The sequence below is a fragment of the Streptomyces sp. NPDC087263 genome (genome assembly GCF_044744645.1).
Classification (GTDB): domain Bacteria; phylum Actinomycetota; class Actinomycetes; order Streptomycetales; family Streptomycetaceae; genus Streptomyces.
The window spans coordinates 348876-374116 of record NZ_JBIUYT010000009.1 but is presented as its reverse complement, the minus strand read 5'-3'; the positions used below and the strand labels follow the sequence as shown (position 1 = coordinate 374116).

Annotated in this window: 21 protein-coding genes and 1 tRNA gene; 15 read left to right on the top strand and 7 right to left on the bottom strand. The window is 69.8% G+C overall.

Annotated elements, in window-relative coordinates; translation table 11 throughout:
- The first annotated feature begins 262 nt into the window (after positions 1–262).
- On the top strand, positions 263–1837 hold the full coding sequence (locus ACIPC1_RS29195) for an MDR family MFS transporter (RefSeq protein WP_402522178.1): 1575 nt from the start codon (positions 263–265) through the stop codon (positions 1835–1837).
- Here ACIPC1_RS29195 and ACIPC1_RS29190 read toward each other — a convergent pair.
- Positions 1800–2414, bottom strand: a complete 615-nt coding sequence (locus ACIPC1_RS29190) for a hypothetical protein (protein ID WP_402522176.1) — start codon at positions 2412–2414, stop codon at positions 1800–1802. The genes ACIPC1_RS29195 and ACIPC1_RS29190 overlap by 38 nt on opposite strands.
- Positions 2415–2502: 88 nt before the next feature.
- On the opposite strand from ACIPC1_RS29190, the gene ACIPC1_RS29185 reads away from it, so the two are divergent.
- From ACIPC1_RS29185 to ACIPC1_RS29175, 3 genes are all read left to right on the top strand, one after another.
- Complete coding sequence (locus ACIPC1_RS29185; protein WP_402522174.1) at positions 2503–2733, top strand: hypothetical protein; 231 nt, start codon at positions 2503–2505, stop codon at positions 2731–2733.
- Positions 2734–2904: 171 nt separating this feature from the next.
- The gene (locus ACIPC1_RS29180) at positions 2905–3408 is read left to right on the top strand and encodes a DUF485 domain-containing protein (protein ID WP_402522172.1); all 504 of its coding nucleotides are present in this window, start codon (positions 2905–2907) and stop codon (positions 3406–3408) included.
- Positions 3405–5045 (top strand): cation acetate symporter, encoded by a 1641-nt coding sequence (locus ACIPC1_RS29175; RefSeq protein WP_402522170.1) that lies wholly within the window; start codon positions 3405–3407, stop codon positions 5043–5045. Before ACIPC1_RS29180 ends, ACIPC1_RS29175 begins: the two co-directional genes overlap by 4 nt.
- Before the next feature lie 145 nt (positions 5046–5190).
- Here ACIPC1_RS29175 and ACIPC1_RS29170 read toward each other — a convergent pair whose 3' ends face one another.
- The 4 genes from ACIPC1_RS29170 to ACIPC1_RS29155 all read right to left on the bottom strand — a co-directional run bounded on the left by ACIPC1_RS29170 (position 5191) and on the right by ACIPC1_RS29155 (position 11154).
- Positions 5191–6078, bottom strand: coding sequence for a cellulose-binding protein (locus ACIPC1_RS29170; protein WP_402522167.1), 888 nt, complete (start codon positions 6076–6078; stop codon positions 5191–5193).
- A gap of 134 nt (positions 6079–6212) precedes the next feature.
- The gene (locus ACIPC1_RS29165) at positions 6213–7223 is read right to left on the bottom strand and encodes an LCP family protein (protein ID WP_402522165.1); all 1011 of its coding nucleotides are present in this window, start codon (positions 7221–7223) and stop codon (positions 6213–6215) included.
- Between the two features lie 69 nt (positions 7224–7292).
- Positions 7293–10142 carry an SUKH-4 family immunity protein gene (locus tag ACIPC1_RS29160; RefSeq protein ID WP_402522163.1) on the bottom strand — a complete coding sequence of 950 codons (2850 nt, stop codon included), beginning with the start codon at positions 10140–10142 and terminating at the stop codon, positions 7293–7295.
- 7 nt (positions 10143–10149) lie between these two features.
- Positions 10150–11154, bottom strand: coding sequence for an SMI1/KNR4 family protein (locus tag ACIPC1_RS29155; protein WP_402522161.1), 1005 nt, complete (start codon positions 11152–11154; stop codon positions 10150–10152).
- A gap of 227 nt (positions 11155–11381) precedes the next feature.
- Here ACIPC1_RS29155 and ACIPC1_RS29150 point away from each other — a divergent pair, with 227 nt between their 5' ends.
- Both ACIPC1_RS29150 and ACIPC1_RS29145 read left to right on the top strand, forming a co-directional pair.
- Positions 11382–11885, top strand: coding sequence for a YwqJ-related putative deaminase (locus ACIPC1_RS29150; protein WP_402522159.1), 504 nt, complete (start codon positions 11382–11384; stop codon positions 11883–11885).
- A 104-nt stretch (positions 11886–11989) separates the two neighbouring features.
- On the top strand, positions 11990–12484 hold the full coding sequence (locus ACIPC1_RS29145; protein ID WP_402522157.1) for an SUKH-3 domain-containing protein: 495 nt from the start codon (positions 11990–11992) through the stop codon (positions 12482–12484).
- A 406-nt stretch (positions 12485–12890) separates the two neighbouring features.
- Here the strand turns inward: ACIPC1_RS29145 and ACIPC1_RS29140 are convergent, their stop codons facing one another.
- Positions 12891–14207: a sensor histidine kinase gene (locus ACIPC1_RS29140; protein ID WP_384393872.1), complete on the bottom strand. Its 1317-nt coding sequence runs from the start codon at positions 14205–14207 to the stop codon at positions 12891–12893.
- Positions 14208–14374: 167 nt separating this feature from the next.
- On the opposite strand from ACIPC1_RS29140, the gene ACIPC1_RS29135 reads away from it, so the two are divergent.
- The 7 genes from ACIPC1_RS29135 to ACIPC1_RS29105 all read left to right on the top strand — a co-directional run bounded on the left by ACIPC1_RS29135 (position 14375) and on the right by ACIPC1_RS29105 (position 20274).
- Positions 14375–15250 (top strand): helix-turn-helix domain-containing protein, encoded by an 876-nt coding sequence (locus ACIPC1_RS29135; RefSeq protein ID WP_402522155.1) that lies wholly within the window; start codon positions 14375–14377, stop codon positions 15248–15250.
- Positions 15251–15261: 11 nt separating this feature from the next.
- Positions 15262–15332 (top strand) — tRNA-Gln (locus tag ACIPC1_RS29130).
- A 118-nt stretch (positions 15333–15450) separates the two neighbouring features.
- Entirely contained in the window at positions 15451–16899 is a 1449-nt protein-coding gene (gene glmU, locus ACIPC1_RS29125) for a bifunctional UDP-N-acetylglucosamine diphosphorylase/glucosamine-1-phosphate N-acetyltransferase GlmU (RefSeq protein ID WP_384393866.1), read from the top strand.
- Positions 16900–17112: 213 nt separating this feature from the next.
- Entirely contained in the window at positions 17113–18087 is a 975-nt protein-coding gene (locus ACIPC1_RS29120) for a ribose-phosphate diphosphokinase (protein ID WP_384393864.1), read from the top strand.
- A gap of 208 nt (positions 18088–18295) precedes the next feature.
- A complete protein-coding gene (locus ACIPC1_RS29115; protein WP_402522151.1) occupies positions 18296–18877 on the top strand; it encodes a 50S ribosomal protein L25/general stress protein Ctc in 582 nt (193 codons plus the stop codon).
- Between the two features lie 94 nt (positions 18878–18971).
- On the top strand, positions 18972–19592 hold the full coding sequence (pth, locus tag ACIPC1_RS29110) for an aminoacyl-tRNA hydrolase (protein WP_402522147.1): 621 nt from the start codon (positions 18972–18974) through the stop codon (positions 19590–19592).
- Positions 19593–19764: 172 nt separating this feature from the next.
- Positions 19765–20274 carry a hypothetical protein gene (locus ACIPC1_RS29105; protein ID WP_402522145.1) on the top strand — a complete coding sequence of 170 codons (510 nt, stop codon included), beginning with the start codon at positions 19765–19767 and terminating at the stop codon, positions 20272–20274.
- A 59-nt stretch (positions 20275–20333) separates the two neighbouring features.
- Here ACIPC1_RS29105 and ppc read toward each other — a convergent pair whose 3' ends face one another.
- The gene (ppc, locus tag ACIPC1_RS29100; protein WP_402522143.1) at positions 20334–23066 is read right to left on the bottom strand and encodes a phosphoenolpyruvate carboxylase; all 2733 of its coding nucleotides are present in this window, start codon (positions 23064–23066) and stop codon (positions 20334–20336) included.
- Positions 23067–23491: 425 nt separating this feature from the next.
- On the opposite strand from ppc, the gene ACIPC1_RS29095 reads away from it, so the two are divergent.
- Positions 23492–24505, top strand: a complete 1014-nt coding sequence (locus tag ACIPC1_RS29095; RefSeq protein WP_402522141.1) for an acyl-CoA desaturase — start codon at positions 23492–23494, stop codon at positions 24503–24505.
- Entirely contained in the window at positions 24502–25182 is a 681-nt protein-coding gene (locus ACIPC1_RS29090) for a TetR family transcriptional regulator (protein ID WP_384385965.1), read from the top strand. The genes ACIPC1_RS29095 and ACIPC1_RS29090 overlap by 4 nt, the downstream gene beginning before the upstream one ends.
- Positions 25183–25241 lie beyond the last annotated feature (59 nt).

Here is a 25241-nt window from a genome sequence, read left to right as displayed (position 1 = left end):
CCTCCTCGGGCAGTGCCGTCGCACTGCCCTCAGCGGCATAAAGCCAGGTTAAGGAAGCACCCCGCCCCGTCTCGTCCTCCGCCGGTACGAGCTCGCCCCGAGCCTTGGTAAGGAGAGACCCCTAGGGGCAGTCCACCCTCCGGTGGAGTACGCCTCAGGGTCGCCTCCACCCTCGGACCGGGCCCAGCGTCCGCCCTGCCGCGACGGGAAGGTCAAGTGGCAGAGTGTCCCCGACAGATAGATGCAAGGGGAAAGGAATCCAGTGGGCCGTGCCCGACCCGCGATACCCGACGCCGCCCAGCACCCCGGTACCGGCGGCGGTACCGACAAACGCGGGGCCGTCGTCGCCGCCCTCATGCTCTCGATGGCGCTGGCCGCACTCGACGCCACCGTCGTGTCGACGGCCGTCCCGCAGATCGTCGGCGACCTGGGCGGTTTCTCGGTCTTCTCCTGGCTGTTCTCGGGCTACCTGCTGGCCGTGACCGTCACGCTGCCCGTCTACGGCAAGCTCTCCGACGCCTTCGGCCGCAAGCCGGTGCTGGTCGCGGGCTCCGTCCTCTTCCTTGTCGGCTCACTGCTCTGCGCCACCGCCTGGAGCATGGCCGCGCTCATCGCCTTCCGCGTCATCCAGGGCCTGGGCGGCGGCGCCCTCCACGGCACGGTGCAGACACTCGCCGCCGACCTCTACCCGCTCAAGGAACGCCCCAAGATCCAGGCCAAGCTGTCCACGGTGTGGGCGACCTCGGCGATCGCGGGCCCCGCGCTCGGCGGTGTCATCGCGGCGTACGCCGACTGGCGGTGGATCTTCCTCATCAACCTGCCGATCGGCGCAGTCGCCCTGTGGCTGATCGTCCGCCACCTGCACGAGCCCCGGCGCGAACCGGCCCCCAAGCCCCGCATCGACTGGGCCGGCGCGCTCGGCGTCTTCGCCTGCGGCGGCGTCCTGCTGACCGCGCTGGTGCAGGGCGGGGTCGCCTGGGACTGGCTGTCGGCACCGTCAATCGCCCTGTTCGGTACGGGACTTGTGCTGGTCACGGTCGTCGTGGCCGTCGAGCGACGGGCCGCCGAACCGATCATCCCCGGCTGGGTGTGGCGGCGGCGCACCATCGCCGCGGTGAACCTGGCGTGCGGCGCGCTGGGGCTGCTCATGGTCGCCCCGACGGTGTTCCTTCCCACCTACGCCCAGGCGGTCCTCGGCCTGGCCCCGATCGCCGCCGGATTCGTGTTCTCCGTATGGACGTTGAGCTGGTCGCTGTCGGCGGCGCTCAGCCAGCACGTCTACCGCCGCATCGGCTTCCGCAACACCGCGATGATCGGTATCGGCACGGCGACCGTCCTCCTGCTGGCCTTCCCCTTCCTGCCCTACCCGGGCGAACCCTGGCAGCCGACTCTCCTCATGCTGCTGCTCGGCGGCGCGCTGGGCCTCTTCCAACTCCCCCTGCTCGTCGGCGTCCAGTCGAGCGTCGGCTGGGCCGAACGCGGCACCGCCACCGCATCCGTCCTCTTCTGCCGCCAGACCGGCCAGACCGTGGGCGCCGCGCTGTTCGGCGCCATCGCCAACGGGGTGCTCGCCACGCGGCTCGGCGGGGCGGGCGATCTTGACTCGGTGACCCGCACCCTGGACTCGGGCGCGCCCGGCGAACAGGTGCGCCACGCGGTCGCCGAAGCGGTCCACGCCGTCTACCTCGGCGCGGCGATCGCCGCCGGACTCGCCTTCCTGGTCCTGCTGTTCGTGGCACCGAGACACTTCCCGGTACTGACGCACGACGAGGGAACGCAGGACACCGAGGGCACGGAGGTCACAGATCCGTCGCCTGCTCCACGTGGCGCACCTTGATGAACTTCTTCCCGAACTCCCCGTACGCCTCCCTGAGGATGGGCCCTGCCTTCGCGGCGTCGTCCACGCCCACGAGGACGAAACCCGCCTCGTCCGCGGCGACTTCGCGCAGCGAGAAGGTGCCGTCCCAGCGGTGCATGTCCTCACCGATCTCGCCGACCAGGGCCTCCAGCTCCACCTTGGTGGTTTCCGTGTCGTACAGCCGCAGCGTCACACCCTTTTCGGCGGCGCCGCAGAGGTCGGAGTCGAACTCCTCGGACGGGATGCGGTAGACGTCCGCGGCCCGGTCGTCCGTGTCGACGGTGAGACCGGTGAAGACGCCGGAGTAACGCGCCTTGCCCAGCCGGTCGACGTACGCCAGCACCCGGAACAGCGGGGTGTCGTCCGGCGGCCCGACCCCGGGCCCCGGCCCGGGGAGACTGCCCACCGGCCGCGTCCCGACGCACACGGTGGGGGAGGCGCCCGACGCGCTCCCGTCGTCGCCGGCGTCCGCGCTGGACCCCTGAAGCAGGACGAGTGCCAACGCCCCCGCCACGGCGGCACCCGTCGCGCCCTTGGCCTCACCGAGCTTCTTCACGTGGCCGCCCCTCCCCACGATTCCCCTTCCCCTTCCCCTTCCCACCCACATCCACATCGGCTCGGTACTGAGACGCCGAAGACGCCGGATGCGTTCGAGCTCTCACCGGGATTCCGCCTGTCCCGCCGGGAGTTGGTCGGCACGGGCGGCCCATCCCGCGCAGGTCGTGGTCCCGCCCCCGGGACCGTACGACGGTGAAGTTCACGCTCCCGGCGGGCGGCGCCGGATCATTCACCGGGCCGACCACCGCCTGGAGTTCGCGGCGGCGCTCGACGACGACGAGGTGCCGCCGCCGGTGTTGCTGGTCCAGTCCAGGTGAAGGGCCTGCGCCTCGGACGCCGGTGGGGCGAAAGACGCGAGCGCACACCGACCGACCACGCGGTTCACCGAAATCCCCACACATCCCGACTACGTACGAGTAGCGTGCGTCGCCCGCACCCCCGGCTCCCTGCGGTCCGCACCGGACCCGAGCCACGCAAGGAGAAACGGGATGTCCGACCCGTACTCGTCCCCGCACCCGCCCCCGGAGCCCCAACGACCACACCAGTACCCGCATCAGCACCCCTACCAACAGCCGCACAATCCCCCCATCCACCCCAACTCCCCGCCCTCCCAGTCCCACCTCACTTACCCCTGGCAGCCACCGCCCCCCGAACCCGCGAGACGGCGACTGCCGCGCCACCACGCGCTGGGCCGGCACAGCGACATGCGCGTGCTGCGGACCGCGTACCGCCGACAGCGGCGTGTGGCGACGCTCACGGCGCTCGGCTACTTCGTCCTCTTCCTCCTGCTGTCCGCGTACGCGCCCGGCCTGATGACCAGCAAGGTGTCCGGCGGCCTGTCGACGGGCCTGCTGCTCGGCCTGCTCCAACTACCCGTGACCTGCCTGGCGATCGGGCTGTACGAGTACACGGCGCGCCGGAGTGTCGACCCGCTCGCGGACCGGATCCGCAGACAGACCGAGCTGGACGCCAGGCGGGAGGCCGCACGATGACCGGATTCAGCAGTTCGGCGCAGGCGATGTCGCTGGTGGCGTTCACGACGGTGGCGACGATCACGCTGCTCCTGTGCGTGCTGACCGGACCGGACCGCGACGACCTGGACGAGTTCTACACGGGGTACCGGTCGCTGTCGCCGATGCGCAACGGCCTTGCCATCGCCGGGGATTACATCTCGGCGGCGACGGTACTGAGCGCGAGCGGCGTCATCGCGCTCGCCGGGTACGACGGGGTCGTACTGGCGTTGAGCGTCTGCCTCTCCCTCGTGCTGCTGATGTTCCTGCTGGCCGAACCGCTGCGCAACGCCGGCCGGTTCACCATGGGGGACGCGCTCGCACGGCGGATGCCGGGGCGCGCGGTGCGCATCACCGCGTGCGCCACGACGATCATCGCGCTGCTGCCGCTGATGCTGGTCCAACTGGCAGGCTCCGGCGACCTGTTGGCCTTCATCCTCGGATTCTCCGGCGACTCGCTCAAAACAGGCTGCGTCATCGGACTTGGCATGCTGATGATCAGCTACGCGGCCGTCGGCGGCATGAAGGGCACCGCACTCATCCAGATCATGAAGATCGTGATGCTGCTCGGCTCGGGTGTCGTCGTCGCCGCACTCATCCTGAACCGGTTCGACTGGAATCCGGGCGCGCTGCTGGACTCGGCGGCGCAGGGCAGCGGCGTGGGGCCGGCGTTCCTGAAGTCGGGACTACAGTTCTCGCAGGGGCCCAACCCCCGCCTGGACATGATCAGTTCAGAGCTGACCGTGGTCCTCGGCGGCGCATGTCTGCCGCACGTCACCATGCGTATGTACACGGCGAGGAGCGCCCCGCAGATACGCCGCTCGATGTCCTGGGCGGTGCCGTGCGTGGCGCTGTTCGTCCTCGTCATGACGGTCATCGGCTTCGGCGCCACGGCCCTGATCGGCCGTGCGTCGATCGCCGCAGCCGACCCGCAGGGCAACACGGCCTACCTGCTGGGCTCACGGGCGGCATTCGGCACCGACGTCTCCACGGCCGAGACCCTGCTCTTCACCACCGTCACCACGGCGATCTTCCTGACCCTGCTCGCCTCGGTCGCCGGAATGATCCTGGCCTGCGCCAACTCCCTCGCCCACGACCTGTTCGCGCACGCGCGGCTCTTCCGAGGGAACCGCCGCCACTCGGACGAGCTCTCGCCGCGCCGCGAGATGCTCCTGGCCCGGGTGTCCGCCCTGGCGGTCGGCGCCTTCGCCGTCCTCCTCGCCACCTTCGTCCAACACCGCAGCCTCCAGCCGCTGATCACCCTCTCCTTCTGTCTGGGCGCCTCCGCCCTCGCACCTGCCCTGATCTGCACCCTCTTCTGGCGCCGCTACACCCGAACCGGCCTCCTCGCCACCCTCATCGGCGGCACCCTCACCGTCCTCCTCCTCATCCCCGGCACCAACCTCGTCTCCGGCACCCCCACCTCCGCCTTCCCCGACGCCGACTTCAACTGGTTCCCGTTCACCACGACCGGCCTCGTGTCGATCCCGCTGGGGTTCGCCTACGGGTGGCTGGGCACGGTCGCCTCCGGAAGGAGGAAGGCGCAGGAGCAGCGGAGGCAGTACGACGCGGTGGAGGGGTGGATTCTGGCGGGGGCGGTGCGGAGGGAGAACCATTGAGAGGCCCACCCCCCAACAGACCGAGACGGGCGGGTGGGCGGGAAACACGCCGCGAAGCGGCGAAGCAGGGCACGCCCGGCGGACGGAGCCCGAGCAGCAACCCCGCCGCGGAGCGGCGGGGAACCCCCGCCAAAGCAAGGCGCAGCTACTCCGCCGGGGCCCGCCCCGTCAGCGCGGTAAGGCTCGTCCGTACGTGGTCCATATGGGCCCGTACGTCATCCCACTGCTCACCGTGCTCCCGCAGCACCCGCTCGGTCTCCCGAGCGATCCGATCCTCCCGCACCCGCGCCTCCGCCAGCACCTCGGCGGCCCGCGCCCCCGCGTCCTCCTGCCCGTGCCGCGCCGACTCCTCGGCCTCGGCAAAGGCCCGCTTGGCCTCGGACAACGCGGCCTCGGCGCGCGCGACCCGCTCCACGTGGTGCGCGTCGAGCGCGGCCTCCCGGTCGGCGGCGGCCCGCTCGGCCTCCTCCCAGCGTTCGGCGTGCTCCTTCTCCTGGTCGGCGAGCAGCCCCTCCGTCCGCTGCCGCACCTCCCGGAGCGCGGCCAGCGCCTCACCGCGGTTCTCCTTGATGTCGCGCCGGGCGGAGATCCGCATCTCGTCGGCCTCGGCACGGGCGGCGAGGAGCCGCTGCCGGACGCGTTCCTCGGCCTCGCCGCGCACCTCGTCGGCGTATGCCGCCGCGGTCTCCCGCATCTGCCGCCCCGCGGCCTCGGCCTCGTCGACGGTCCGCTGGGCGTCCCGGCGCGCGGTGTCCCGTACGGCCGCGGCCTCCTCCTCGCCCAGCTCGAAGATCCGCCTGGCGCCCTCCCCGAGCGTCTCGTACGTCTGCGGGACGAGCCGCGCCACGACCTCCCGCAGCCGCTCCGCCTCCGCGTCCATCTCCTTGGCCAGCACGGTCAGCCGGGCCGCCCGTTCCCACGCGGCGTCCCGGGCCCGGGAGAGCCCCGCGGCGTACGCGTCGACCTGCTCGGGACGGTAACCACGCCCCCGTACGGCCATGAAACCGTGCGGCGCCTCCGATGCGCTGCTCATCCTTGAACCCCTCTCCGCCGGACACACACGAAATGACGAACGACTTATGACGAACGATTTCGCGCACATCTTGATGGATCACACGGAAGTGTTCATAACGCGACACTCCGCCCATCCATCCGGTCAAGGGTGCGTCATTTGAGGTCAGAAGCCGGAATCGGGGTGTCGTCGCGGAGTGCGGAGAAGAGCTGTTCGGCCTTCGCGGAGTCCCACTCGACGACATCACCGACCCCGTCGACGGAGGTCTCCTCCCCCACCGGAACGGTCGTCGTGGCCCCCTCGCCGTCCGCCAGGTCCTTCATCCGCAGCCCCATCTGCGCCAGATCCCGCACCCCGGTCCCGTCGTCCACCGTGAGCGCGTCGAAGGAAGCCCCCAGCCAGGGAATCAACCGCCACGGCGGCACCACCACGGCCGGGCTCAACGCCTTGTCCGCGACCGCACTCACCAACTGCCGCTGGCGCTTCACCCGTCCCAGGTCACCCAGCGGATCGGAGTACCGCGCACGGACGTACGCCAATGCCTGCGTCCCGTTCATCCGCTGGCACCCAGCGTCAAAGTCGGCCCCGGACTTCGTGTCATGCAGCCCGCCCTTCGCCACACAGATCGTGACGCCGTCGAGCGAGTCGACCACGTCGACGAAACCGAGGAAGTTCACCTCGGCGTAGTGGTCGAGGTTCAGCCCGGTGGCCTGTTCGACGGTGCGGGTGAGGAGTTTGGCGCCGCCGAGCGCGTACGCCGCGTTGATCTTGTTCTGCCCGTGCCCAGGGATGTCGACGTACGAGTCCCTGGGGAGGGACACCAGATACGGTCCGCTCTTCCCGTAGTGCAGCAGCATGATCGTGTCGGTGTTGAGCACGTCGTCATTGCCGACGTGCAGTTCCTTGCGCTGTTCGGGGGTCAGCTCGGAACGGCTGTCGGACCCGATCAGCAACCAGTCCGCACCGGGGTCCGCCCTCGGCCGGTCCGCGTACGTGTCGAACGCGTCGGTGTGCCGCAGCCGCGAATCCCCCCAGAAATACAGGCCGATGGCGTACGCGACGACGCACAGCACAAGGGTCAGCAGGGTCAGCGCCAGCCGCTTGGGCCACCGACGCCCTCGGTTGCTCCCGCGCCTGCGCTCTCGCCGTTCGGGCCACGTACTCATGACCGCATGATCGAGGCGCCCGACCCGTCGCGCAGGTCGAGCGCCTCATTCGTACGTACCTCAGCGGGCCTACAGCAGCCCGTCCCACATCTGTTCCAGCAGCACCGACCACCAGCTCTCCGGCGACCCGAGGGCCGCCGGGTCGAGGGAGGCGAGCTGGGCCTGGAAGTCGACGGTCCAGCGGCCCGCCTGCTCCTGGTTCAGCCCGAAGCGCAGCCGCCACATCCGGCCGAGCAGGGCCAGGCAGCGCGCGAACTCGGGCAGCCCCGTGTTCACGAACTGCGGCGGCACCGTAGCACCGCCCGGACCTGCCTCGACCGGCACGGCCACGATGTTCGCCGTGCCGTACTGGACACAGATCGCCTTGCCGAAGTCACTGCCCATCACGAGGTACGAGCCCGCGTCCGAGGCCGGCTGCACCCCGCGCTCCATCGCCAGCTCCGCCAGCGTCGGCACCGGCCGGCCCGGCTGGGCCTGCGCCCAGAAGAACGGGCCCATGTCGACCGGAAGCCCGGCCACCACGAGCGTGTGCGCCACGACGTTCGGCACACCCTGCCGCGACACCGCCACCTGGTCGAACCGGAACACCCCCGGTCCGAACGCCGCGGCCAGCTCCTGCCCGATCGCCTCCGGCGCGATCGGCGGCGCGGGCTGCACCGGCGGAATCGGCGCCCGCACCGGAGCGGGCCGCGCCGGCCCGTCCGCCACCTGGTGCAACTCCCCCTGATGCGCGAGCAGTTGCCCCATTCCCTGCTGACGGCTCGCATGATCCGTGCCGTACGGGGCGATGCTCGTGATCCGCGCCTGCGGCCAGGTCTCCCTGATCATCCGCGCGCAGTACGCGCCCGGCAGCTCACAGGACTCCAACTCCGTGTGCAGCTCCAGCACCTGCTGCGGCGGCACGTTCATCGCCCGCAGCTCATGCAGCATCTGCCACTCCGGATGCGGCGTACCCGGCGCCGAACGCCGGATCAGCTGCTGCTCGGAACCGTCCTGCGCGCGATACCGCAGTACGGCCTGATACCCGGGCCCGACGGTCGGCTGCCCCGTCTGCGGATAGCCGTACGCCGGCGGCTGCTGACCGGAGTTCCCCGGCTGACCCGGCAGAGGCTGCCCGGCCATCGGCTGCTGACCGGGCAGCGGCTGGGGCGCGCCCGGGGGCATGCCGGGGGCGTGCGGGGGCGGCGGTGCGCCGGGCCCCCCGACCGGCGGACCCGAAAGCATGGTCGCGGCGTAATGAACAGCGCCGGGAGGCGTACCACCGGGAGGGTTCGGTGCCCCAGGAGCACCAGGAGCGCTGGGCACACCGGGCGCACCGGGCGCGCCCGGAGGCTTCGGAACACCCGGCGGCTGAGGCGCGCCGGGCCCCCCGACGGGCGGACCCGACAACATCGTCGCGGCGTGATGGAGACCACCACCCGGAGCATTCGGCCCCCCGGGAGCACCGGGCGCTCCCGCCCCCGCAGCTCCCGCAGACCCTCCAGGTCCCGCAAGCCCTCCAGGCCCCGCAGGTCCCTCGGGCCCGTTCGGACCGAGCTGCGACACAAGCTGAGTCGGCACATACCCGCCCGCGGGCGCGCCCGGCGCACCGGGCCCGGACGGCGGAGGCACATTCCCCGGCCGCGCGCCCGGCACTCCCGGCGCACTAGGCGGAGGCGGAGCACTCGCCGCACCCCGGGCACCCCTCGGAGGCTGCGCCTTGCTGGTCGCGGCGTCGGCGATGTCACTGGCGTTGGCAGGCAGGGGGTGCGAAGGCGCCGCGGGCGGCGTACCAGGAGCACCCGGAACCGGCGGTCCACCGGCCGACGGCGCACCCGGAACTCCACCCGACCCCTGCGGAAACCCATACGCGGGCGCACCCGGAGCAGGCGCCCCCTGCGGCCCACCCGGAACCGGCGGCGTCCCCGGAACACCACCCTGCCCCTGCGGAAACCCATACGCAGGCGCACCCGGAGCAGGCGCCCCCTGCGGCCCACCGGGACCCTGCGGATAGCCGTACGAGGGTGCGACCGGCGGAGTCGTGCTCCGGGGAGCACTCGGACCCTGCGGCGGGTGGGGGTCGTCGACCGCCGGAGCCATCGCCGTACGCGGAAGTTGGCTGCCCCCGGACATCAGGGCGGTCTTGGCATCCGGCGGCGGGGTTCCGGCGTCGTCGACGTCGGTCAGCGGCGGCGCGAAGACGGTCGCCGGCAGCGGTACGGAACGGTCGTCGCCGCCAACGTCCGCGTTGGTGTCGGTCCCGGCCCACGGGGTCACGTCGACGGGCGCACCGGGCGCCCCCGCGTCCTGACGGCCACCTGCCGCGGGCCACGCCTGACCCCCACCGGGAACCGAGGGGGGCGCACCCGGCGCGTAGTGCGCCGGAGGCGCATCGGCCGGCGGCGCGTCAACGGGGGCCGGCGAGGACCCGTTCGGCACCCCGCCCCCGGCAGCCGCACCGTGCACGCCCGCACCCACACCGTGCGCCGCCGCAGCCGCACGAGACCCGACCCCGTCGGAGGGCGCGCCCGAGGGCCCACCCGGCGCCCCCGTCCGCCGATCCGGAATCCCCAGCTTGTCCGCGGCCTCCTGCAACCACTCAGGGGGACTCAACAAGAAGGACGTCTGGTTCAGATCGACACGAGCCGCAGGGGCCGGCGCCGTCTCCGGAGCCGCGTCCTGCGCGCCGTACTGCTCCTCGTACCGGCGGATCACCTCACCCACCGGCAGCGAGGGCCACAACGTGGCCTCACCGCTGTCGCGGGCGATGACGAGCCGCTGCGCACCCCCGTCGGAACGCGGACCGTCCACACGGTCCTCGGCCCACACCACGAACCCGAGTTCGAACTCCCGTACCCGCACCTCACGGTGCTGATACGCGACCACGTCCCCGTTGATCCACTCTTCCGCGCGCTCCTGCGCCTGCGCGAAGGTCACCATCGAACGCTCACTCCCCCACCGAAGTCGCGGACGCCACCGCATCGACGGGAACGGCCCGCGCGAAACCGCCGTCCACCATCAGGTTCGCCACCGTCTCCAGCTCCGGCGGATTACCCGCGAGCCGGGACAGGAACTGGTCGAAGTCATCGCCACAGGGCAGCAGCAGCCGCTGCACCCGCTCCGCCGGCGGCCAGGCGTCCTGGTCGCGGACATCGTCGTACGCGCAGAACCAGACCGACCCGACCCCGTCGCCCTTCACCTTCACGGCGAGCAGACCGCCCTGCACGAAACCGACGCACAGGTAGTCCTTGGTCAGATGGTCACGCAGGCACTTGTTGATGTAGACGAGGTCATTGAGCGAGGCCTCGTCACGCACCGTGAAGAACGGCTGGTCCACCAGGAGGCCCAACTCGGCGTCCAGCGCGGCGCCCACCGGCGCACAGCCCCCGGCCGCCTTCAGGAAGGACCGATACGCACCCGGCAGCCGGTAGCCAAGGTCCTCCTCGACCCCCTGCACCTGCTGCTCCGTCACCGCGACCGAGGACTTCGGCAACCCGAAGTGCGCGGGCCACGTCTCCTGCAACGGCCGCGTACCCCGCTTGTCATGGTCCACGAGCGCGGTCGACAGCCCCCCGTGGTGCCGCAGCAACGCCTTCACGTCGACGGGCACGAGTTCCAGCCGCCGCGTGCCCGGCACGTGATGCCAGGTCCAGCCGTGCGGGGTCGCCACCGCGGGAATCGTGTCCCACAGGTCGTGTCCGGAGGCGGCGAGCGCGGCGTTCGCGGAGACATAGTCCGTGAGCCGCAACTCGTCCACGCCGAAACCCTCAGGGGGCTCGGCAATCTCCGCGGCGGCACGCGCGTACGCCGAGAAATCGGGATAGCCGTACTCGTCGACCCGCACACCTCTGGGGTGGCGGGCAGCCCGGACCGGGTCCGGGAAACGTACGACCTGCCCGGCGTATGCCGCGTTCGGCGGCGCGGCTTGCTGCCCGAGCCGACCTGTCGTCATGGCGGTTGCCCCCTGCGGCGTCGTCAATAGCGGTATGGATCGCGGATGTCGACAGCCTATGCGGTCGTACGGCACCGGTCACCGGGCCTCCGGTTCCGTGACCTGCCGTCACCTCGCCGTGACGGTGCGACGAAGACCGGGCGTGTCGCGGAGCCCCAGCTTCCCCACCCGCCACGCCATTTGGCAGTCTGTCTCCGCACCGGGGGATGCACGGGAGGGAAACGATCATGAATGCGACTCATACAGGCACGTCCGGGGACCCGCGGGTCGGCTGGAGCAGCGACGAGACACCGCACGTCCCTACCCTCCTGCACCGCCGCGACGGCATACTCCCCACCGTCGCCGCCGCCCTCTCCGTACGCGGCGAGACCCTCACCGGCACCGCCGCACGCGGCGACCAGCCACCTGCCCTCCACCCGCTGGTCCAGGACTTCCTCGACACCCTCGCCAACGCACAGCGCGACCGTTTCACCGGCCGCTGCGCCGAGGCGATCCTGATCTCCCGTCACATCGCCTCCGTGGACGCCGCCCGCAGCAAGCGCGCCGCACGCAAGCCACTGACCAACGGCGAGGCCCGCAAGGCCCTCAAGCAGGCCAAGCTCACCGCCCGCCACATCCGCGAGGACGGCGACCCACTGCACGGCAGCTTCGCCGCGCCCTGTCGCTCCTGCACAGCCCTCAGCGACCACTTCGGCGTCCTCATCGTCGACCCGACGGCACCCGACGCCTGAACTCCCCGCGCCCCGCGCACGTACCAACGGTGATGACGCCCGTCTCCGTCCCCACCAGGGTCCTACGACCCCGCCTCCCCGACCCTCGACGAACTGAAGGGCAGATGCACGCCGACCGCACCTCCACCACACGCTTCCCCGTCCCCGTGGACGCCGCGCTGCGCTCCGCCGGGTGGCAGCCCGGGCACTGGGACATAAAACAGGCCGAGTACTGGGCCGACGCCCTGCGCGGGCACGAGTCGTCGGCCGGGCACCAGCACGCGGTCTTCCCTGCGGCAGTGGAGGCGTGGGCGGAGTTCGGCGGGCTCCACGTCACCTCGTCCGGACCCGGCCGCCAGAACGCCCCCGCCGCCCTCCACTTCGACCCGCTCCACGGCCTCCACCTGGCCCGCACCCTCGGCGACCTCGGCCGCGCCCTCGACACCGAGGTCTGCCCCCTCGGCGAGGAGTCCGACAACCGCGCCCTCCTCGCCATCGACGCGGAGGGCCGCGTCTACGCCCTCGATCACACCGGCGACTGGTTCCTCGGCCCGGACATCGACACCGCCCTCAACACCCTCCTCACAGGCACCGCCCCCACCCGCCTGACCACCGCCTAGCCGACGCCACCAGGGCCGGAGGAATTTCTTCGCCCCCTCCACCCCTACCCATCCCTTGTCCCTGGGGCCTACCGCCCCCAGACCCCGCATCGGCTCCAAGGTCTCCCACCGGGCCGGGACTGAAGAGCTCAAGGACCGCCGGGCCGGAACCGAAAAGCATTGCCGCCGCCCCACGACCCGCACCCGCCGGACGGCGGAAGGGGGCGTGCCGGTACGTCCAGATGCCCGTCGCGTACGCCCGCGTCACCGGACCCCCACACCCTTGCCCGACGTCTGATCCGTCGGCGACGGGCGGGACCTACCGGCACGCCCCCGACCCACCCACCAGACGACACCGGCACAGGCACACGCACCGGACGGCAAACGCACCCGCACCGAACACCGCACACGGCCCCCGCACCACCCGTCACCCACCACCCCCCGCCGGAATCACCGCCGACACCCGAAACCCCCCGGCATCCGTAGGCCCCGACACAAAAACTCCCCCCAACGCACTCACCCGCTCCTTCATGCCCAGCAACCCATTCCCCCCACTGGGCAGATGCACGGACGAAGCCGCCCCCGGCTCCGGCGGACACTCGTTCTCCACCTGCATCGCGATCTCCGAAACCCGGTGCGCCAACCGCACATGCGTCTTCGCACCGGCCGCATGCTTGTGCACGTTGGTAAGGGCCTCCTGAACAACCCGATACGCGGTCTGCTCGACCTCCCCGGCGTACCCGGGCGAATCCCCCTCGACCGACAGATCGACCACCATCCCGGCCGCCGCCGACTGCCCGATCAGCTCATCGAGCTCCGCGAGCGAGGGCCCGTCCATCGCATCGTCGGCGACCCGCGACGCCGCGGCCGCCGCCGCCACAGCCACCGCGGCAAGAGGCATCGAACGGTCCCGCGAATCCACCCCGCCCCCCGTACGCAGCACACCCAGCATCTCCCGCAGCTCGGTCAGCGCCTGACGCCCCATGTCCCCCACGAGCGCCGCGTTCTTGACGGCCTTCTCGGGATCCTTCCGGGCAACGGCCTGAAGGGCAGCGGCATGCACAACCATCAGACTCACCCGGTGCGCGACCACATCGTGCATCTCACGAGCAATCCGCGTCCGCTCCTCGTTACGCGCCCACTGCGCCCGCTCCTCCGCCCGCTCCGCGAGCAACTGCAACTCCCGCTCCAGCGAGTCCGCCCGCTCCCGCAGGCTCTCCATCAGCCGCCGCCGCGCACCGACGTATAGCCCGAGGAGTACGGGCGGAGCGTTCATCCCCAGAGCGGTCGCGATGGAAATGAAGGGGACGAACCAGTTCCCCATGGGCACGTCACCACTCACCACAGCCTGGTGCGCCCGTACGTACGTCACGATGAGCATCCCGGCGAAGGACATCAACGCCAGCGACCCGATGATCCGCCGCGGCAGCTCGGACGCGGCCAGCGTGTACAGCCCGACGAGCCCCATCAGGAAGCCCATCTGGGCGGGCGTGATGGCGATCGACACGAGGACGACGGCGATGGGCCACTTCCGCCGCAGCAACAACGTGAAGCCGGCGACCAGCCCGAACCCCACCCCGACCGGAACCGGCAGGCCCGCGTCATGGGCGAACGCGATCCCCTCGATGCCGGACTCGGCCGCAGACACCCCCGCGAGACCCGCGTCAAGTACCGCACTACGCCACCTGACCCACCACCACGGCCCGGTCCCGGCCGCGGTGTGCTCTTCCCCCGTCGTGGTCATGCCTCCAGCCTACGGTCGCCACCCGCCCCTTTTCCGGTGAGTTTCGCCTACTGGCCTACACCACACCCCGCAATCGAACAGAAGCGAAACCCACCAGAATCCCTCGAACTGCTGAATCGATCACCGTTCGACCCCGGAGGCTCACATTCCGCCCGGACGGTATGCCTATGGCACACGCACAGGGCAAGTACGCGGATTTCGAGGGGCTGCGGGAGCGGGCGGTCGCGTTGCGACGGGCGGGACTCAGCCGCCGCCAGATCCGCGACCGGCTCCACGTCGACAACAACGACATCCTCAACCGACTCCTGGAGGGCGAGCCGCCCCCGGAGTGGACCAAGCGCCCGAACGCGAAGGACGACGTCCGCGGGCGAGCCCAGGAGCTACGGCTCCAGGGCTGGACCTACGACCAGATCCAGGTCGAGCTGGGCTGCTCGAAGAGTTCGATCTCGCTATGGGTACGCAATCTGCCGAAGCCGGAACGGAAAACGCGGACCCGGGAGGAGGCGTCGGCGATCGCCAAGCGCGGATGGGAGGCAACGCTTCAGAGGCGGGAGGAAGAACGCCAGCAGACCAAGCGCCTGTCAGCCGGGGAGATTGGCACCATGACCGACCGAGAGCTCTTCCTCGTGGGCGTCGGCCTTTATTGGGCCGAGGGATCCAAGAGCAAGCCATATCGCCGACAGGAGCGCATCACCTTCGTGAACAGCGATCCGAACATGATCACAGTCTTCCTGGCCTGGCTGCGCCTGCTGCGAGTTGAACAGGAGCGCCTCAGGTTCTCGGTACAGATCCACGAAACCGCAGACGTGCCGACCGCCGAGAAGTTCTGGGCGCACCACGTCGGTATCGAGCCGGCCGAACTCCTCAAGACCACGCTCAAGAAGCACAACCCAAGCACGAACCGCAAGAACACCGACGACAACTACTACGGCTGCCTACGCATCGACGCGCGAGGCGGAGCTGACTTGTACCGTCGCATCGAGGGCTGGTGGTACGGCATAGTGTTGTCCGCACGCGAATCCGATGGATTGAATCGGACATAGCAGACGAACTATCCCGGGTCGTCTAATGGCAGGACAAATGGTTTTGGTCCATTGAATGAGGGTTCGATTCCTTCCCCGGGAGCTCACAGCACGCGGGCCCTGACAGTCAAGTCAGGGCCCGCTCCCATGTCCCCCCTGAAACCCCCCGGTATCCTGCGGATGTCCACACCCCAGCCATCCGAAGCCGAAGGGCATACCCCGTGAGCGCCAATCGCCCGGCAGCCGTCGTCGTACTCGCAGCGGGTGAGGGCACCCGTATGAAGTCGGCCACACCCAAGGTTCTGCACGAACTGTGTGGCCGTTCCCTGGTGGGACATGTGCTCGCGGCAGCGGGCGAGTTGGAGCCCGAGAACCTGGTCGTCGTGGTGGGTCACGCCCGCGAGCAGGTCGTCGCGCACCTGGGCGGGATCGACCCCGGCGTACGCACCGCCGTACAGGCGGAGCAGAACGGCACCGGGCACGCGGTGCGGATGGGCCTGGAGGAGCTGGGCGGCGGCGTCGACGGCACGGTGGTCGTCGTCTGCGGCGACACTCCCCTGCTCACCGGGGAGACGCTGAGGAACCTCGCCGCGACCCACACCACGGACGGCAACGCGGTCACCGTGCTGACCGCCGAGGTCCCGGACGCGACCGGCTACGGCCGCATCGTCCGCGACGACGTCAGCGGCGCGGTCACCGCGATCGTCGAGCACAAGGACGCCAACGCGTCCCAGCGCGCCATCCGTGAGATCAACTCGGGTGTCTTCGCCTTCGACGGGCAGCTCCTCGCGGACGCCCTCGGCAAGGTGCGTACGGACAACAGCCAGGGCGAGGAGTACCTGACCGACGTCCTCGGCATCCTGCGCGAGGCCGGGCACCGCGTCGGCGCCTCCATCGCGGGAGACCACCGCGAGATCGCCGGGATCAACAACCGCGTCCAGCTCGCCGAGGCCCGCCGCATCCTCAACGACCGGCTGCTCACGCGGGCCATGCTCGCCGGGGTGAGCATCATCGACCCGGCCTCCACCTGGGTCGACGTCGCCGTCACCTTCGAGCGGGACGCGATCGTGCACCCGGGCACCCAGCTCCAGGGCGCCACGCATCTCGCGGAGGGCGCCGAGGTCGGCCCCAACTCCCGCCTGAAGGACACGAAGGTGGGCGCGGGGGCGCGGGTCGACAACACCGTCGCGGACAACGCCGAGGTGGGCCCGCAGGCAAGCGTCGGGCCGTTCGCGTATCTCCGCCCCGGCACCCGCCTCGGTCTCAAGGCCAAGATCGGCACGTACGTCGAGACGAAGAACGCGACGATCGGCGAGGGCACGAAGGTCCCGCACCTGTCGTATGTGGGCGACGCGACGATCGGTGAGTACACCAACATCGGTGCCGCCAGCGTCTTCGTGAACTACGACGGGCAGGACAAGCACCACACCACGGTCGGTTCGCACTGCCGTACTGGATCGGACAATATGTTTGTGGCGCCTGTCACCATCGGGGACGGCGCCTACACCGCGGCGGGGTCGGTCATCACCAAGGACGTACCGGCCGGTTCGCTGGCCGTGGCCCGTGGCCAGCAGCGGAATATCGAGGGTTGGGTGGCGCGCAAGCGTCCGGGAAGTGCCGCCGCGAAGGCCGCCGAGACCGCCTCCCGGGAGCCGGAAGGCGAAGCCTGACCGGAAACCGGTGCGTCCTGCACGGCGTACCGTGATAAACGCACATCCGCACACCCCCAGCTGAGAAGACCTCTCCTAGTAGCTGTTAGTAGCTCCTAGTAGCCGTAGTGCCTCTCGCGGCAAGCTCGCACGCGGCTGACTCGTGCGAGTCGGTCATATGCGGCCGAGAAGTCCTCTCGCACCCAGCTGAGACACCTCTGAGGAGACAGTGCTGTGACCGGGATCAAGACGACCGGCGAGAAGAAGATGATGTTCTTCTCCGGCCGCGCCCACCCCGAGCTTGCCAAGGAGGTCGCCCACAGGCTGGGGGTCGGTGTAGTCCCGACGAAGGCCTTCGACTTCGCCAACGGCGAGATCTACATCCGCTACGAGGAGTCCGCGCGCGGCGCCGACTGCTTCCTCATGCAGAGCCACACGGCCCCCATCAACAAGTGGATCATGGAGCAGTTGATCATGATCGACGCTCTGAAGCGGGCCTCCGCGCGGAGCATCACCGTGATCGTGCCGTTCTACGGTTACGCGCGGCAGGACAAGAAGCACCGCGGGCGTGAACCCATCTCGGCGCGGCTGATCGCCGACCTGTTGAAGACGGCCGGTGCCCACCGCATCCTCACGGTCGATCTGCACACCGACCAGATCCAGGGCTTCTTCGACGGCCCGGTCGATCATCTCTTCGCGCTGCCGATCCTCGCGGACTACGTGGGTGCGAAGGTCGACCGCGCCAAGCTGACCGTCGTCTCCCCCGACGCCGGCCGGGTGCGCGTCGCCGACCGCTGGTGCGACCGTCTCGACGCTCCCCTCGCGATCGTGCACAAGCGCCGCGACAAGGACGTCGCCAACCAGGTCACCGTCCACGAGGTCGTCGGTGATGTGGAGGGCCGTGTCTGTGTCCTGGTCGACGACATGATCGACACCGGCGGCACGATCTGCGCCGCCGCCGACGCCCTGTTCGCGCACGGCGCCGAGGATGTCATCGTCACGGCCACGCACGGTGTGCTCTCCGGCCCAGCGGCCGACCGCCTGAAGAACTCCAAGGTCAGCGAGTTCATCTTCACGGACACTCTGCCGACCCCGGGCGAGCTGGAACTCGACAAGATCACGGTCCTGTCGATCGCGCCGACGATCGCGAACGCGGTCCGCGAGGTCTTCGAGGACGGCTCGGTGACGAGCCTCTTCGAGGAGCAGTAGACCCACGCTCCACCGGTCGATCCCGTAGGTCCCGTAGATCGATTTCTGATACGGCCTCCCCGCCCAGTAAGCTGTCACAGTTGCTCGGCGAGGGAGGCCGTACCGCTTTACGAGGCGGGTACGGCGGTCCGTTATCGACGCGCTCTTCGTAGCAGGCCGATGTTCGGCCGGGTGACCACCTTCCCCATTTGATCTACGAGGAGTGAACATGGCCGACGTCAAGCTCGCCGCCGAGACCCGCACCGAGTTCGGCAAGGGCGCCGCCCGCCGTATCCGTCGCGAGAACAAGGTTCCTGCCGTTGTCTACGGTCACGGTGCCGAGCCCGTCCACGTCACGCTTCCGGGTCACGAGCTCCAGCTCGCTCTGCGTAAGTCGAACGTCCTGCTCACCCTGGACATCGAGGGCAAGACCGAGCTGGCGATCCCGAAGGCCGTCCAGCGTGACGCGATCAGGGGTTCCCTCGTGCACGTCGACCTGCTCACCGTGAAGAGCGGCGAGAAGGTCACCGTCGAGGTCTACGTCCACACCGAGGGCGAGCTGGCCCCGGGTGCCTTCCTGCTCGAGCACGTGCTGAGCACGCTGACGGTCGAGGCCGAGGCCACGCACATCCCCGAGTCGGTCACCGTCTCCATCGCGGGCCTTGAGGCCGGCGCCGCCATCCTCGCCAAGGACATCCCGCTCCCCGAGGGCACCACGCTGGTGATCGACGAGGACGCGGTCGTCCTCCAGGTCCTGGCCGCCCAGGCGGAGGAGGCCTCCGCGGACGAGGCCGAGACCACCGAGGCCTGATCCCTCACCGGGTCATGGCTTTCCGTCAGCCGCCGTTCCCCAGGGAGCGGCGGCTGACGCGTATCAAAGACAGCGCGCCGCCTGTCAAGGACACATGGGAGACACGGACGTGACGACGACGACCGACGACGCAGCCGCCCCCTGGCTGGTCGTGGGGCTCGGCAACCCCGGGCCCGAGTACGCCATGAACCGGCACAACGTGGGCTTCATGGTGGCCGATCTGCTGGCGGGGCGGATCGGCGGCAAGTTCAAGCGGGCCGGCAAGGCGCAGGCGCAGGTGATCGAGGGGCGTATCGGCCCGCCGGGGCCGGCGAATCGCCGGGTGATTCTGGCCAAGCCGATGTCGTACATGAATCTGTCCGGTGGTCCGGTGAACGCGCTGCGCGACTTCTACAAGGTGCCGCTCGCGCACGTCGTCGCGATCCATGACGAGCTGGACATCGATTACGGCGTGCTGCGTCTCAAGTTCGGTGGCGGGGACAACGGCCACAACGGGCTGAAGTCGATGACGAAGGTGATGGGTCCGGACTACCACCGGGTGCGGTTCGGTATCGGGCGTCCTCCGGGGCGTATGCAGGTCGCGGATTTCGTTCTGAAGGACTTCGCGTCGGCGGAGCGCAAGGAGCTCGACTACCTGGTGGACCGTGCGGCGGACGCTGTGGAGTGTCTGGTGATCGACGGGCTGGAGCGGGCGCAGAGTTCGTACAACTCCTGAGCCTCCGGCGCTCGCGGGCGTCGAAAGGTTCGTACAAGTCCTGACCGTCGGCTCTCGCGGGCGTCGAAAGGTACGTACAAGTCCTGACCGTCGGCTCTCGCGGGCGTCGAAAGGTACGTACAACTCAGGACTTGTCCCCTGCCTGAGTTGACCAGGCGCATGGCCATGGCCAATGATCCCCGCCATGCCCGCCGCCACGTCAGGTCAGAGCTCCCGCCAGAACGCTTACGTGGCGCTGCGGTTCGGGCAGCTCGCGACGATGGGTACGGTCGCGGCGCTGATCCTGATCGCGGGTGTCTGGGGTTCCTGGGGCACGGCGCAGCACGTGATGCTGAGTCGGGGCCGGGAGCAGGGGACGATGACGGTCACGGCGTGTTCGGGCGAGACCTGCACGGGGCCGTACTCGCCCACGTCGACGGGATCGGAGGCGCGGGCCCGGGTCTCCATCGAGGAGTCGGTGGCGGTGCGGAAGGGCGGGGTCTACTCGGTCACCGTGAAGCCGGGCACCAGTGACGTGGTGCGCTCGGGGCCGGCCGGACTGCTCTACTCCTGGGTTCCCTTCGGTGGCGCGCTGCTGCTCGCCGCGGTGGTGGTGGCGGGGGGTCTGCGGCTGACGCGGGTGGCGTGGGCGCTGGCGGCGGCGGGGTTCGTGCAGCTGACGGTGACGTTCCTGGCCTTGTGAACTCATAGCGATGCCCCCGTGTTCGTACGAACACGGGGGCATCGTCGTCCGAACGGCGATCAGCCGGTGTTGCGCAGCCCTGCCGCCACACCGTTGACGGTCAGGAGGAGCGCTCGCGACAGCAGCGGATCCGTTGGGGAGCCGGCCGCCGCCTCGTCGCGCTGGCGCTTGAGCAGGGCGACCTGGAGGTAGGAGATCGGGTCCAGGTAGGCGTCGCGGATGGAGAAGGTCTGCTGGAGGACGGGGTTGGTGTCCAGCAGCTTTTCGCCGCCCGTGATCCGCAGCACCTCGCGGACGGTGAGCTCGTGCTCGGCGCGGATGCCGTCGAAGACGTGCTTGAGGTCGTCCGGCACCAGGGTGTCCACGTAGTGCGAGGCGATCCGCAGGTCGGTCTTGGCAAGGGTCATCTCGACGTTGGAGAGGAAGTTGCGGAAGAAGTGCCACTGCTCGTGCATCTCGTCGAGCACGGTGTCCAGGCCCGCCTCGCGCAGTGCCTTCAGGCCCGAGCCGACTCCGAACCAGCCCGGCACGATCTGCCGTGACTGGGTCCAGCCGAACACCCACGGGATGGCGCGCAGGCCGTCGAGCGAGACGCCCGAGCCGGGGCGGCGGGAGGGCCGCGAGCCCAGGTGCAGGTCGGCGAGCTGGTCGACCGGCGTGGAGGCGAGGAAGTACGTCGGCAGGTCGGGGTCCTCGACGAGCTTGCGGTACCTGGTGTGCGCCGCGTCGGAGACGACGTCCATCGCCGCGTCCCAGCGGGCGAGTGCCTCGTCGGACTGGCGCGGGGAGGTGTGCAGCGCAGATGCCTGGAGGGTGGCCGCGACGGTCAGTTCCAGGTTTTCGCGGGCCAGTGAGGGCACCAGGTACTTGTCGGAGATGACCTCGCCCTGCTCGGTCACCTTGATCTCGCCCTCCAGGGTGCCCCAGGGCTGCGCGAGGATCGCGTCGTGCGAGGGGCCGCCGCCGCGGCCGACGGTGCCGCCACGGCCGTGGAACAGCCTCAGCCGCACCCCGTAGCGGTGGGCGACGTCACGCAGGCGGCGCTGGGCGCGGTGGATCTCCCACTGGCTGGTGGTGATGCCGCCGAACTTGGAGGAGTCGGAGTAGCCGAGCATGACCTCCTGGACGTCTCCGCGCAGCGCGACGAGGCGCCGGTAGGAGGGGTCGGAGAGCATGTCCTCCAGGATGGTGTCGGCGGCCTTGAGTTCATCCGTCGTCTCCAGGAGGGGCACGATGCCGATCTTCGCCCAGTTGCCGTGCAGGTCGAGGAGTCCGGCCTCACGGGCGAGTACGGCCGCCGCGAAGACGTCGTCGGCGCCCTGGCACATCGAGATGATGTACGACTCGATGACCTCGGGTCCGAAGATCTTCAGGGCCCGCTTGATCGTCTGGAACACGCCCAGGGTCTTCTCACCTGCCGCGTCCAGCGGAGCCGGGGTCGGGGCCAGCGGGCGCCGGGACCTGAGCTCCTTGGCGAGGAGCTTGGTGCGGTAGTCGCGGGGCATGTCGGCGTAGCGCCAGGATTCCTCGCCGAGGCGGTCGAAGAGCTGGCCGAGGGCGTGGTGGTGGGCGTCCGCGTGTTCGCGTACGTCCATGGTGGCGAGCTGGAGGCCGAAGGCGGCGAGGGTGCGGATGGTGCGGTTCATGCGGCCGTCGGCGAACAGTGCGCCGCGGTGCTCGCGCAGTGAGCTCTGGATCTGGACGAGGTCGTGGAGGAGTTCGGCCGTGCCGAGGTAGTCGCGTCCGTCCACGTGGGGGGTCCCGGTGGCCAGTCGCTTCTTGGTGTTCTCCAGCTTCTGGCGGATGCAGGTGGCCTTGAGCCGGTAGGGCTCCTCGGCGTTCAGCCGCTTGTAGCGGGGGCTGATCTCGGGGAGCCGCTCCAGGTCGGTCTGGAGGGAGGCGAGCAGCTCTTCGGTGGCGCCCGTGTACCTGATCGAGTTGGAGAGGAAGCCGCGGAGTTCGTCGATCAGCTCCAGGGCGTCGTTGATGCCGTGCTCGTGCTGGAGGATCAGGACGTCCCAGGTGACGTCGGGGGTGACGTTCGGGTTGCCGTCGCGGTCGCCGCCGATCCAGGTGCCGAAGGTGAGCGGCCTGGTCTCGTCGGGGAGGGTCACGCCGACTCGCTCAAGCTCGGCCGTGAGGTCTTCGAGTACGTCACCTACGGCGCCGGCGTGCAGTTCGTCGAGGTAGTAGATGGCGTTGCGGGCCTCGTCGGCGGGCTCGGGGCGTACGACGCGCAGCTCGTCGGTCTGCCACACCAGGTCGATGTTCTCGGCCAGGCGGGTGTCGTAGCGGCGGCGGTCGGCCTCGATGACCGGGGTCTCCAGGAGGGCGGCGATGCGGCGCAGCTTGTTGAGGACGGAGCGGCGTGCGGCCTCGGTGGGGTGGGCCGTGAACACCGGGCGGACGTTGAGGTTCTTGACCGTCTCGCGCAGGTGGTCGGGGTCGGCGTCCTTGAGGCGGTCGGCGGTGCGGGCGAGGAGGCCGCCCTCGGCGGCGCGCTTGGCGCGCAGTTCGCGGCCGCGGTGCACCTGTTCGGTGACGTTGGCGAGGTGGAAGTAGGTGGAGAAGGCGCGGACCAGCTTGGCCGCGGTTTCCAGTTCGGTGCCGCGCAGCAGTTCGGCGGCGGCCTCGCCGTCCTCGCGGGTCAGTCGGCGGACCTTCTCGACAAGTTCGAGAAGCTCGGGTCCCTCCTGGCGGACCAGGGTCTCGCCCAGCAGGTCACCCAAGCGGCGGATATCGGCGCGCAGCTCGCTGCTGGTCGTCGTGGTCTGGTCGTCGGCACTGCTCACAGGTGCGGCTCCTTGCAGTGTTGAAGCTCATCTGAAGAGTGAAAGTTCGTCTGAAGCTCGTCTGGGAGGGAACCCGGGTGGCGACCGCGCGGCGGGTGCCGCTTAGGAACGTGGCATCCGGGAATTAATCAGAACGGACCGCGCTGTCCGACCGACTCCAAGGATAGGTGTCCACAGGGACGCGCAGGCTCTCGGGCTCTTGCCGCCGAGCGGCGCGCTGCCATACTTACGACGCCGTAGGTTACGGAAGCGTAGGGAATGCCGTCGGACAGAGGGAGGACCCTGGGCCCCGTATCCCGGTACCGGGAGGGCTGGAGGCTCCGGGGATCCGTTCCCCGAACGTCCGGCCCACCGCTCCCCGGTATCCGGCTCTCTCCCTCACCCCGGACAACCGTCTCCACCCTCGAACCCCACAGGGGACACCCATGACCACGAGCTCCGATGTGATCGACGACGCCCCGCAGGCGAACCATGACTCCCCGCTTCCACCCGCCACGCTGGGCGGTGAGAAGAAGGGGTCGCTCGAACAGTTCGCGCTTCTCCTCTTCATCGTCGTCCCGTTCCTCGCCCTGGTGGCCGCGGTGCCGCTGGCCTGGAACTGGGGAGGAGTGAGCTGGCTCGACCTCGGCCTGCTCGTCTTCTTCTACTACCTGGGTTGCCATGGCGTCACGATCGGCTACCACCGCTACTTCACCCATGGCGCCTTCAAGGCGAAGCGCCCGCTGCGGATCGCACTGGCGGTCGCCGGTTCGATGGCGGTCGAGGGGCCGGTGGTCCGCTGGGTCGCCGACCACCGCAAGCACCACAAGTTCTCCGACGCCGAGGGCGACCCGCACTCGCCGTGGCGTTTCGGTGAGACACTTCCGGCGCTGATGAAGGGCCTGTGGTGGGCGCACATCGCCTGGATGTTCGACGAGGAGCGCACTCCGCAGGACAAGTACGCACCGGACCTGATCAAGGACCCGGCGATCCGTGCGATCTCGCGCCACTTCATCTACTACACGCTGCTCTCCCTCGCTCTGCCCGCGCTGATCGGCGGTCTGGCGACGATGTCGTGGCGGGGCGCGTTCACCGGCTTCTTCTGGGGCTCACTGGTCCGGGTGGCGTTGCTGCACCACGTCACCTGGTCGATCAACTCGATCTGCCACGCGGTGGGCAAGCGCCCCTTCAAGTCGCGTGACCGTTCGGGCAACGTGTGGTGGCTGGCCGTCCTGTCCTGCGGTGAGTCCTGGCACAACCTGCATCACGCCGACCCGACCTCTGCCCGGCACGGTGTGGAGCGCGGTCAGCTGGACTCCTCGGCCCGGATCATCCGCTGGTGCGAGCAGTTCGGCTGGGCCTCTGACGTGCGCTGGCCGTCACGCTCGCGCATCGATTCCCGCCGGAATACGGACGAGTCGGACTCCCCGCGCAAGACGGAAACCGCTGACGCGGCATGATTGACGGCGTGGCGACCGACTCCAGCAGCACCCCGAGCAGTAACGAAAAACCGCGGCGCGCTCGCCGCACCCGCATGACCGGCGCCGAGCGTCGTCAGCAGCTGCTGGAGATCGGTCGCACCCTTTTCGCGGCCAAGGGTTTCGAAGGCACGTCTGTCGAGGAGATCGCGGCGAAGGCCGGCGTCTCCAAACCGGTGGTGTACGAGCACTTCGGCGGCAAGGAGGGCCTGTACGCGGTGGTGGTGGACCGCGAGATGCGCCGCCTGCTGGACATGGTGACGAGCTCTCTCACGGCAGGTCACCCCCGCGAGCTGTGCGAACAGGCCGCCTTCGCGCTCCTCGACTACATCGAGGAGTACACGGACGGCTTCCGCATCCTGGTCCGTGACTCCCCGATCCCCCAGTCGACCGGGTCCTTCGCCTCCCTGATCTCGGACATCGCCACCCAGGTCGAGGACATCCTGGGCCGCGAGTTCAAGAGCCGCGGCTTCGACTCCAAGCTCGCGCCGCTGTACGCCCAGGCCCTCGTCGGCATGGTCGCGCTGACGGGGCAGTGGTGGCTGGACGTCCGCCGCCCGAAGAAGGCGGAAGTGGCGGCCCACCTGGTCAACCTCGCCTGGCACGGCCTGGACGGCCTGGAGGCGAAGCCGCGACTGATAGGCCACCGCAAGAGCTGAGGCGCGACGGTCGGGCTCGTCACCCTTTGTGATGACGCTGGTCAGTTCCCCCCGCTACG

Bases quoted from the DNA above. Each gene is read 5' to 3' on its own strand.
- ACIPC1_RS29115 (WP_402522151.1), top strand. From the start codon at position 18,296: ATGGCCGACGTCAAGCTCGCCGCCGAGACCCGCACCGAGTTCGGCAAG.
- ACIPC1_RS29180 (WP_402522172.1), top strand. From the start codon at position 2,905: ATGTCCGACCCGTACTCGTCCCCGCACCCGCCCCCGGAGCCCCAACGA.
- ACIPC1_RS29185 (WP_402522174.1), top strand. From the start codon at position 2,503: ATGCGTTCGAGCTCTCACCGGGATTCCGCCTGTCCCGCCGGGAGTTGG.
- ACIPC1_RS29105 (WP_402522145.1), top strand. From the start codon at position 19,765: ATGATCCCCGCCATGCCCGCCGCCACGTCAGGTCAGAGCTCCCGCCAG.
- ACIPC1_RS29160 (WP_402522163.1), bottom strand. From the start codon at position 10,142: ATGGTGACCTTCGCGCAGGCGCAGGAGCGCGCGGAAGAGTGGATCAAC.
- ACIPC1_RS29155 (WP_402522161.1), bottom strand. From the start codon at position 11,154: ATGACGACAGGTCGGCTCGGGCAGCAAGCCGCGCCGCCGAACGCGGCA.
- ACIPC1_RS29090 (WP_384385965.1), top strand. From the start codon at position 24,502: ATGATTGACGGCGTGGCGACCGACTCCAGCAGCACCCCGAGCAGTAAC.
- ACIPC1_RS29165 (WP_402522165.1), bottom strand. From the start codon at position 7,223: ATGAGTACGTGGCCCGAACGGCGAGAGCGCAGGCGCGGGAGCAACCGA.
- pth (WP_402522147.1), top strand. From the start codon at position 18,972: ATGGGAGACACGGACGTGACGACGACGACCGACGACGCAGCCGCCCCC.
- ACIPC1_RS29135 (WP_402522155.1), top strand. From the start codon at position 14,375: ATGGCACACGCACAGGGCAAGTACGCGGATTTCGAGGGGCTGCGGGAG.
- ACIPC1_RS29145 (WP_402522157.1), top strand. From the start codon at position 11,990: ATGCACGCCGACCGCACCTCCACCACACGCTTCCCCGTCCCCGTGGAC.
- ACIPC1_RS29150 (WP_402522159.1), top strand. From the start codon at position 11,382: ATGAATGCGACTCATACAGGCACGTCCGGGGACCCGCGGGTCGGCTGG.
- ACIPC1_RS29175 (WP_402522170.1), top strand. From the start codon at position 3,405: ATGACCGGATTCAGCAGTTCGGCGCAGGCGATGTCGCTGGTGGCGTTC.
- ACIPC1_RS29170 (WP_402522167.1), bottom strand. From the start codon at position 6,078: ATGAGCAGCGCATCGGAGGCGCCGCACGGTTTCATGGCCGTACGGGGG.
- ACIPC1_RS29095 (WP_402522141.1), top strand. From the start codon at position 23,492: ATGACCACGAGCTCCGATGTGATCGACGACGCCCCGCAGGCGAACCAT.
- ACIPC1_RS29140 (WP_384393872.1), bottom strand. From the start codon at position 14,207: ATGACCACGACGGGGGAAGAGCACACCGCGGCCGGGACCGGGCCGTGG.